This is a genomic window from Psychrobacter sp. bablab_jr014, from assembly GCF_016464015.1.
Taxonomy (GTDB): Bacteria; Pseudomonadota; Gammaproteobacteria; order Pseudomonadales; family Moraxellaceae; genus Psychrobacter.
On sequence record NZ_JACDXT010000033.1, the window covers coordinates 1 to 7384 of the forward strand.

The following is a 7384-nucleotide window of genomic DNA, read 5'->3' on the forward strand; positions in this document are numbered from 1 at the left end:
GACTATTTTTTAGGCGATTCGAGGTTAAAAATAATAAGTTTAGTCATTCTAAGCGCTTATTTTTAACGATGAAGCGGCAAAAAAGAGTCCTGTCCCTGCGGGCTGATGCTAAAATTGCCCCATACTGCGTTACAAATCTCGTTAAGGCATCTGCATTATCGTCGCTTTGTGCCTTGTCTGGAACAATTTTAGCAATCAGCAGTGCCTATTTGCGAATGTTCAACACGCCCTACTCTTACCGTTAGATTACCTAAAAAATAGCCGCTATCAGTACCATGGGTCGTACGGCCTGCTACTTCTTGTCTTATTTTTATTAAAAATATTGCCCAAAAAAAAGCGAGTACCTTATCGTACCCGCTTTTTTGTTTATACCAGCAGCTCGCGTTTGCCGCTTTTGCCCATTGAGCTGACCAAGCCCGCCTCCTCCATGGAATCAACGATGCGCGCTGCGCGGTTATAGCCGATGCTAAACTTGCGCTGGATGCTGGAGGCGGAGACTTTGCGCGTCTCCATCACGAATGCCACTGCATCGTTGTATAGGTCGTCATCTTCTCCCGAAGCATTGGCGCTGCCGCCGCTGCTTGGACTGGTCAACTCAAAGTTGCCTGCCATATTATCAATATAATCTGGTGCACCTCGCTCCCGCCATGCATCACAGACGCGGTTGACCTCTTCATCACTGACATACGCGCCATGTACGCGGTCAGGCTCAATCTGGCCTGGGCCTAAGAACAGCATATCGCCATTACCGAGCATGTCCTCAGCACCGCCACTGTCCAAGATGGTGCGTGAGTCAACTTTGGAGTTCACCCGCAGCGCCGCACGTACAGGGATGTTGGCTTTAATAAGGCCAGTAATGACGTCAACAGACGGACGCTGGGTCGCCAGCATCAAGTGAATGCCTGCGGCACGCGACTTTTGTGCCAAGCGGGTGATCAGCTCTTCAGCTTGCTTACCGACCTGCATAATCATATCGGCAAACTCGTCCGCCACGATGACGATAATCGGTAAGGTCTTGAGCTTGGGCGCTTTGTCCATACTCACGCTGTCATTAGGACGCCACAGCGGATCAATCATAGGGTTGCCTGCCTTTTCAGCGGCGCGCACTTTTTTGTTAAATTCGTTCAGCTTACGCACTTTGAGCAGGCTCATCAGCTGATAGCGACGCTCCATCTCTGCCACACACCACGACAAACTGCTTGCCGCCTCGGTCATATCGGTGACCACGGGTGTGAGCAGATGCGGGATTTCATTATAGTTCGCAAGCTCCAACTGCTTGGGATCAATCAAAATCAAGCGCAGCTCGTCAGGCGTGTACTTTAACAAGATGGACAACAGCATGGCATTGACCAGTACCGATTTACCTGAGCCTGTCGTACCCGCTACCAGCATGTGCGGGGCGCGTGCAAGGTCAGTGATGATGGGCTTGCCGCCGATATCTTTACCCATTGCCATACTGACTTGGGCTTTGGGGTCTTTGTATTTATCGGTGTTTAATAGTTCGACCAAACGCACCATTTCGCGCTGCTTGTTGGGCACTTCGATACCGATATAGGGCTTACCAGGGATGACCTCGACCACACGCAAAGATGCCATCGACAGTGAGCGCGCCAAATCACGGGAGATGCCCGTCACTTTGCTCGCCTTAACGCCCGCTGCCAGCGCCACTTCAAAACGCGTGACCACAGGGCCAGGAATAGCATTGACCACTTCGGCTTTGACATTAAATTCTTGCAATTTAATCTCTAATAGCTCAGACAATTGCTCCAATTCTGCAGCGGTATAGCTCGGCTGGCGATTGGGATCAGGCTGGTCAAGAATAGATAACGGCGGAATGGGCGACAGGTTGGCGCGGTATTTTGCCGTCTGCATGGCGCGTGATTTGCCCGCAAAGGCAGCATCGTCATGAATGTCAGGCAAGCTGTAATCGTCGTCCTCATCTTCGAACATACCTGCAATTTGGTTGCTGGCCTCGCCTTCTGGCACCGCAAAGCGCACGTCAGGCGCACTGCGCGCCGTTTCTGTCTCTACTGGCGAAGATTCAGTACTGACAGCTTTCGGTGGCTCGTTAGGTTTGGCAGGTGGCGTGTTGTTCGGTGTCATGTCCACAGGCGCGCTGGCAGGTTCGCTCTGAATGTCGCGACTTGACGCAGCCGTTGCAGACTCAGCGCTATCGCGGTCAGTTTGCATACGCCATTTCGCAGTAGACACAGCGCTATTGGCAGCCGCCGCACTTGCCGATAGGTTTTGGATGCTTGCTGTTTGCGCGATTTCAGGGTTGCGATTATCACTTACAGGCGCAGTGACTGTCTGCGCTTCCGATGCCGCCGTATCATGCTCTGCCAACCACTGATCTGCCAGTGCGTCTACAGTCGCCACTTCTTCTTTTGCGACCTCGCTGGTGCTTGGGCTACTAGCCTCTGTCAGCTTGTCCGCGGCTTTTGCCGTTGACTTGGCAACGGGCTGCGCGCGCGGTTCTTCTACGTCTTGTGTATCAGCGTCTTGTGCTTCGGCAGTTTGCGGTAAGGCCGCTTCGTCATACGGCGGCTTACGCAATAAGTCGTCCACGGTCTTGGTATCGTTCCATGCAAAGCTTGGCTCAACCTTGCGTACTGGCGCGACGCTCTCTGCTGAGGCACTGATAGCGCTTGTGGTTTGGCTGGCATTATTTGCATGGTTAGGTGCTGTGCTTTCTGCGGGCGCTTGGCTACGATTTTCTGCCAAATCTTTGGCATAAGACTGCAGACCTGATTTGCTTAAAAAATCACTCAACACACTGCCAAAGCGCTCGTTTAGCTCCGCATGGCGATCATTGTTTTTATTTTCTGTAGGCGCCAGCTCAAACGCCAGCTGCTCACCTGTAGTAGCGCGCTCACTGTTCGCTGATTTTACCGCATCTTGCCCTGCCAGTTCTTCAGCTTCGGCATAGCCATCATCATGCGACAGCCCCAGATTGATCCATTTTAGATTGGTTACGGTGCGATAGACTTCACGCCAGTGAATGTTAAAGGCAAAAGTTGCGACAATCGCTACAAACAGGCTTAAAAATACCAAGTTGCCCCAAGGCGTCAATAAGGCTGCCAATCGGCTTTGCAGCTCTAAACCTATGATACCCCCATATGCGCCACCAAATGAGGTGCTGCTGGGATCGGCAGATTGTGGCAATAGCGCCCATAACTGGCTCAGCCACGCGCTGGCACTTAATAATAAAAACACGTAGCCAATGACGCGTAGTAACCAAAAGGTGCGCCGCGTGTGCCACCAAATCAAAATCGGCTCATAAATCAAAAAGGCAAGCAGCCACCATGCAGCAAAACCAAAAAAACGGTAGCCGAGGTCGGAGAGCCAAGCGCCCATCGCGCCGCCCATGTTATTAATGGTGGTCATATCGCTACTGATGTGCGACCAGCTCGGATCATTACTGGTATACGTCAGCAAAATCACAAACACATACACTGCCAACATTAACCCAAGGAAGGTAAAAATTCCTTTTCTTAAATACTCAATAATCGGTGCTGATATCACGTAGAATCTGCCTTGTTGTCCATACTTATTATCACCGCACATGACGGGCGTGCGTCATGCCGATATGACGTTGTTAGATGATTGGTCATTGTAAAGTATATCGGCAAACGCTGCGGATAAAATCTGCTTGCTCTGCCTACTTTTTTAGCGTTATCGCCCCTCAAAGCCACGAAAATACTGGCGTTTATGAGTGGTAAATACGCATGACATAACTTTCTATAATAACAAATACATAGCCTGCGTGGCGATGGCTTTTTTTACAAATATTGATGGGTTAATAGCGGATTTTTTTGCTTATTTTTATAGCGCTTTTTTATAAAATGTTTTACTAATTTATAAGAGTACGCCGAACAAGTGTCCCTACAGAGTCATGCTTTGTTGTTAAGATAGCAATGCCTTGCAATGCTTAGAAACATATCTACGCGCAATTTGTTTCATTTTATGACAGATTGATTGTTATCATATCCATGTTTATTTTTTCTCACTTGTACTTTTTATAGTGAGCGCCCACTAACAGTATTCATTACAGCACTTTTGCGCTGCCAGTTATGTTACGTACAAACGCATACCGACGACGCCGTGCTGTTGGTGCACATCTTATTAATGTGTGCTTTAGATAGTAAATAATAAGGAATTGTTATGACTGACCAAGCCAATGTACGCCACGAAAAACTCATTATTCTTGGCTCAGGGCCTGCAGGCTATGCCGCTGCTGTGTATGCTGCACGCGCCAATCTAAAACCTGTCATCGTCACAGGACTACAAGTCGGCGGGCAGCTAACCACTACCACCGAAGTAGACAACTGGCCAGGCGATGCCTACGATTTGACAGGTCCTGACTTGATGGAGCGTATGAAAGCGCACGCTGAGCGCTTTGGCACTGAGATGGTATACGACCATATCCGTGAGACCGATTTAAGCCAGCGTCCATTCAAACTGACAGGTGATAATGGTGCTTATACTTGTGACGCCCTCATCATCTCAACAGGCGCATCGGCGCAGTATCTGGGACTTGAGTCTGAAGAAAAATTCAAAGGCTTAGGCGTGTCTGCCTGCGCGACCTGCGATGGCTTCTTTTATAAAGACCAAAAAGTTGCGGTCATCGGCGGTGGCAATACAGCCGTAGAAGAAGCATTATACCTGTCAAACATCGCCTCAGAAGTCACCTTGGTGCATCGCCGCGACAGCCTACGCTCTGAAAAAATCTTGCAAGACAAATTGCTGGAAAAAGCCCAAAACGGCAATATCAAAATTGAGTGGAATCACCAAGTCAAAGAAGTGCTGGGCGATGACATGGGTGTCAATGGCGTACTGATTGAATCGACCATCGATGGCAGCACCAAGCAATTGGACGTCTTTGGTATGTTCGTCGCTATCGGTCACAAGCCAAATACCGATCTATTCGCTGACCAGCTCGACATGAAAGACGGCTATATCATTGTCAATAGCGGTATCAATGGTAACGCCACCCAAACCAGCGTTGAAGGCGTATTTGCTGCAGGTGATGTGGCGGATCACGTTTACCGTCAGGCCATCACTTCAGCAGGTACAGGCTGCATGGCGGCGCTCGATGCCGAAAAATACCTCGACAGCCTCGGTGAAACCGTTGCTAGCGACCACACTTACGCATCAACGCTAAGCGCAGACCAAGCCGATCAAGACCGTCAAGAGGGCTAAATTATGGCGGCTCATGAGCAAACGCCAACGTCGCCAATACATTTGCCAACGCCTGAGGCGCTAAAGCGTCTTGGGCGTTACGACTTTCCCAATCCCATCAGCGCTGACCCAGAGGGTACAGGGCTGGTGGCTATGGGCGGTGATTTGGACATCACCACTCTACTCTCTGCCTACGCGCAAGGACTGTTTCCATGGTTTAATGCCGATGAGCCGATTGTTTGGTGGTGTCCTGAGCCGCGCTGTGTGCTGTATCCAGAGGGCTATGTGCCCAGCAAATCGCTACGTCGTCAGGTCAAAAACTCGCCGTGGCAACTGAGCGTCAATCGCGCCTTTGTTGATGTGATTCATGCGTGTAGTTTGCCGCGTCAAGATGGTTTGCCTGAAGGCGAGCATACATGGATACACGAGGAAATGATTGAGGCGTATACCGAACTACATGAGCAGGGCTATGCGCACAGTATTGAAGTGTGGGATGAGGCAGGCGCGCTGATTGGTGGCCTATATGGTCTAAAAATCGGTGGTATTTACTTTGGCGAATCGATGTTTCATCAAGCTTCCAATGCCTCAAAAATAGCGTTTTGGGCTTTAGTGCAGCTGTGTCGCATGACCCATGTGGAACTTATAGATTGCCAGCTTGAAAACCCACATCTGATGAGTTTGGGCGCGAGCACCTTGCCGCGTACTGACTTTTTACAGCGGTTGGATACGCTATTGTCCACCCAAAGCCCCGTTTGGCAAGCCGAGCACTACCCATTGATACCTGTCCGCGCTTTATTGACAGAGACGCCATGGCAGGCCATGCGTCAGTCTCATATTGGCATTTGAGACGTCCTTAGCCATGCACTGCGTATTGTCTTAAGCCCACTGTTAAAAAGGTTTATTATGGTAGCTGATACTGCATTTTTATTGATTGGTGCCTTGGCCGAGCGTGCCAATACCACTAAAGACACCATTCGGCACTATGACCAGCTGGGTCTGATGAAGTCGCGCAAGCGTCAAGCAGGCTCACGGCTGTATACCGAGTTTCATCCGCAATGTATCGAGCGTATTGAGCTGATTAAAAGTGCGCAAGTGATTGGCTTTACGCTAACAGAGATCAAAGACAGTCTGAATGACTATTACGATGGGCATTTGGATTTAGATGAGCAACTGCACGTCACACGGCAAAAGCTTGAGCAGGTCAAAAATCAACAAGCCAATATCAATCGCATGGTCGAGCTGTTAACTGAGCGTATTGAGCTACTAGAAGACATGCACTCAAACCCCGAACACCCATTTCGTGACCCAAACAATGGCGCGTGTTCTACCAAACTTTCCGCTCCTTAAAACGTGCTTTGCTAAAATGCTTAGAATTAAATAGTCCAAAGGTCTATCACTTATTGCCTTTATTTACAATTCAATCGTCCGCTGCATAATAAGGGCGTCAACGGCCTTGCCATACGCTGTTTGATAATAGCCTGTGCGCGTATGAATCACGCCAAACCCATGTCGCTGATACAATGCAATCGCAGGGGCGTTGTCTGCACGCACTTCAAGTAAGGTATCCATCACGCCCTCTTTGTCAAACTGCGTACACAGCTGCCCAAGCAGTTTAGAAGCCATACCTTGACGCTGATAATCACTGTGCGTCCCTATCCGCAAAATCTCCGCCTGCTCAAAGAGCACCTGATAAATACAATAGGCAATCAGTTTGCCCGCAGTATCCGTAACCGTCGCTAAGTGAATGTGCGACTGATTCAGTAAGGCAGTCATACTGGGCGCAGTCCACGCGTCATCAGGTTGTAATACCGCTTCTATCAACGCCGTGGCTGCTATCATCCCTTGTGGTGCTGCGTTGTTTTTATCTACTGCCAATATCGTTCGTAACACCTGCCCCACTCCTTATATAAATTTATCTTTCTTTAATTTATCCAAACGCCAGCCACAAAAAAAGCCACTCTTGCGAGTGGCTTCTTTTTAGCATTGGTATGCTATAGCAAGTTCAAATTAGTCTTGAACGTTTGCTACAACACCAGCGCCTACCGTACGGCCGCCTTCACGGATAGCGAAACGTAGGCCTTTGTCCATTGCGATTGGGTGGATTAGCTCTACGCCCATCTCAACGTTATCACCAGGCATTACCATTTCAGTACCGTCTTGTAGCTGGATTGCGCCAGTTACGTCAGTGGTACGGAAGTAGAAC

At 49.4% G+C, this 7384-nt stretch carries 6 protein-coding genes and 1 pseudogene; 4 read left to right on the forward strand and 3 right to left on the reverse strand.

Annotated elements, in window-relative coordinates:
• On the forward strand, window positions 1-245 hold a 245-nt coding region (locus tag JIE71_RS12370), incomplete at its 5' end, for a hypothetical protein (protein ID WP_206767409.1).
• Window positions 246-366: 121 nt separating this feature from the next.
• On the opposite strand, the gene JIE71_RS08520 is transcribed toward JIE71_RS12370, so the two are convergent.
• Window positions 367-3525: a DNA translocase FtsK gene (locus tag JIE71_RS08520; RefSeq protein ID WP_199508298.1), complete on the reverse strand. Its 3159-nt coding sequence runs from the start codon at window positions 3523-3525 to the stop codon at window positions 367-369.
• A 639-nt stretch (window positions 3526-4164) separates the two neighbouring features.
• Between JIE71_RS08520 and trxB the strand changes: the two genes are divergently transcribed.
• From trxB to JIE71_RS08535, 3 genes are read left to right on the forward strand one after another with little or no spacing between them, the layout of a single operon-like run.
• Window positions 4165-5202: a thioredoxin-disulfide reductase gene (trxB, locus tag JIE71_RS08525; protein WP_199508299.1), complete on the forward strand. Its 1038-nt coding sequence runs from the start codon at window positions 4165-4167 to the stop codon at window positions 5200-5202.
• A gap of 3 nt (window positions 5203-5205) precedes the next feature.
• Complete coding sequence (gene aat / locus JIE71_RS08530) at window positions 5206-6027, forward strand: leucyl/phenylalanyl-tRNA--protein transferase (RefSeq protein ID WP_199508300.1); 822 nt, start codon at window positions 5206-5208, stop codon at window positions 6025-6027.
• A 57-nt stretch (window positions 6028-6084) separates the two neighbouring features.
• Window positions 6085-6528 (forward strand): MerR family transcriptional regulator, encoded by a 444-nt coding sequence (locus JIE71_RS08535; protein ID WP_199508301.1) that lies wholly within the window; start codon window positions 6085-6087, stop codon window positions 6526-6528.
• A gap of 63 nt (window positions 6529-6591) precedes the next feature.
• Here the strand turns inward: JIE71_RS08535 and rimI are convergent, their stop codons facing one another.
• Together rimI and tuf are read right to left on the reverse strand one after the other, a co-directional pair.
• A complete protein-coding gene (rimI, locus tag JIE71_RS08540; RefSeq protein WP_323126921.1) occupies window positions 6592-7071 on the reverse strand; it encodes a ribosomal protein S18-alanine N-acetyltransferase in 480 nt (159 codons plus the stop codon).
• Window positions 7072-7188: 117 nt separating this feature from the next.
• A pseudogene (gene tuf, locus JIE71_RS08545) lies at window positions 7189-7384 on the reverse strand (elongation factor Tu); the annotation flags it as partial.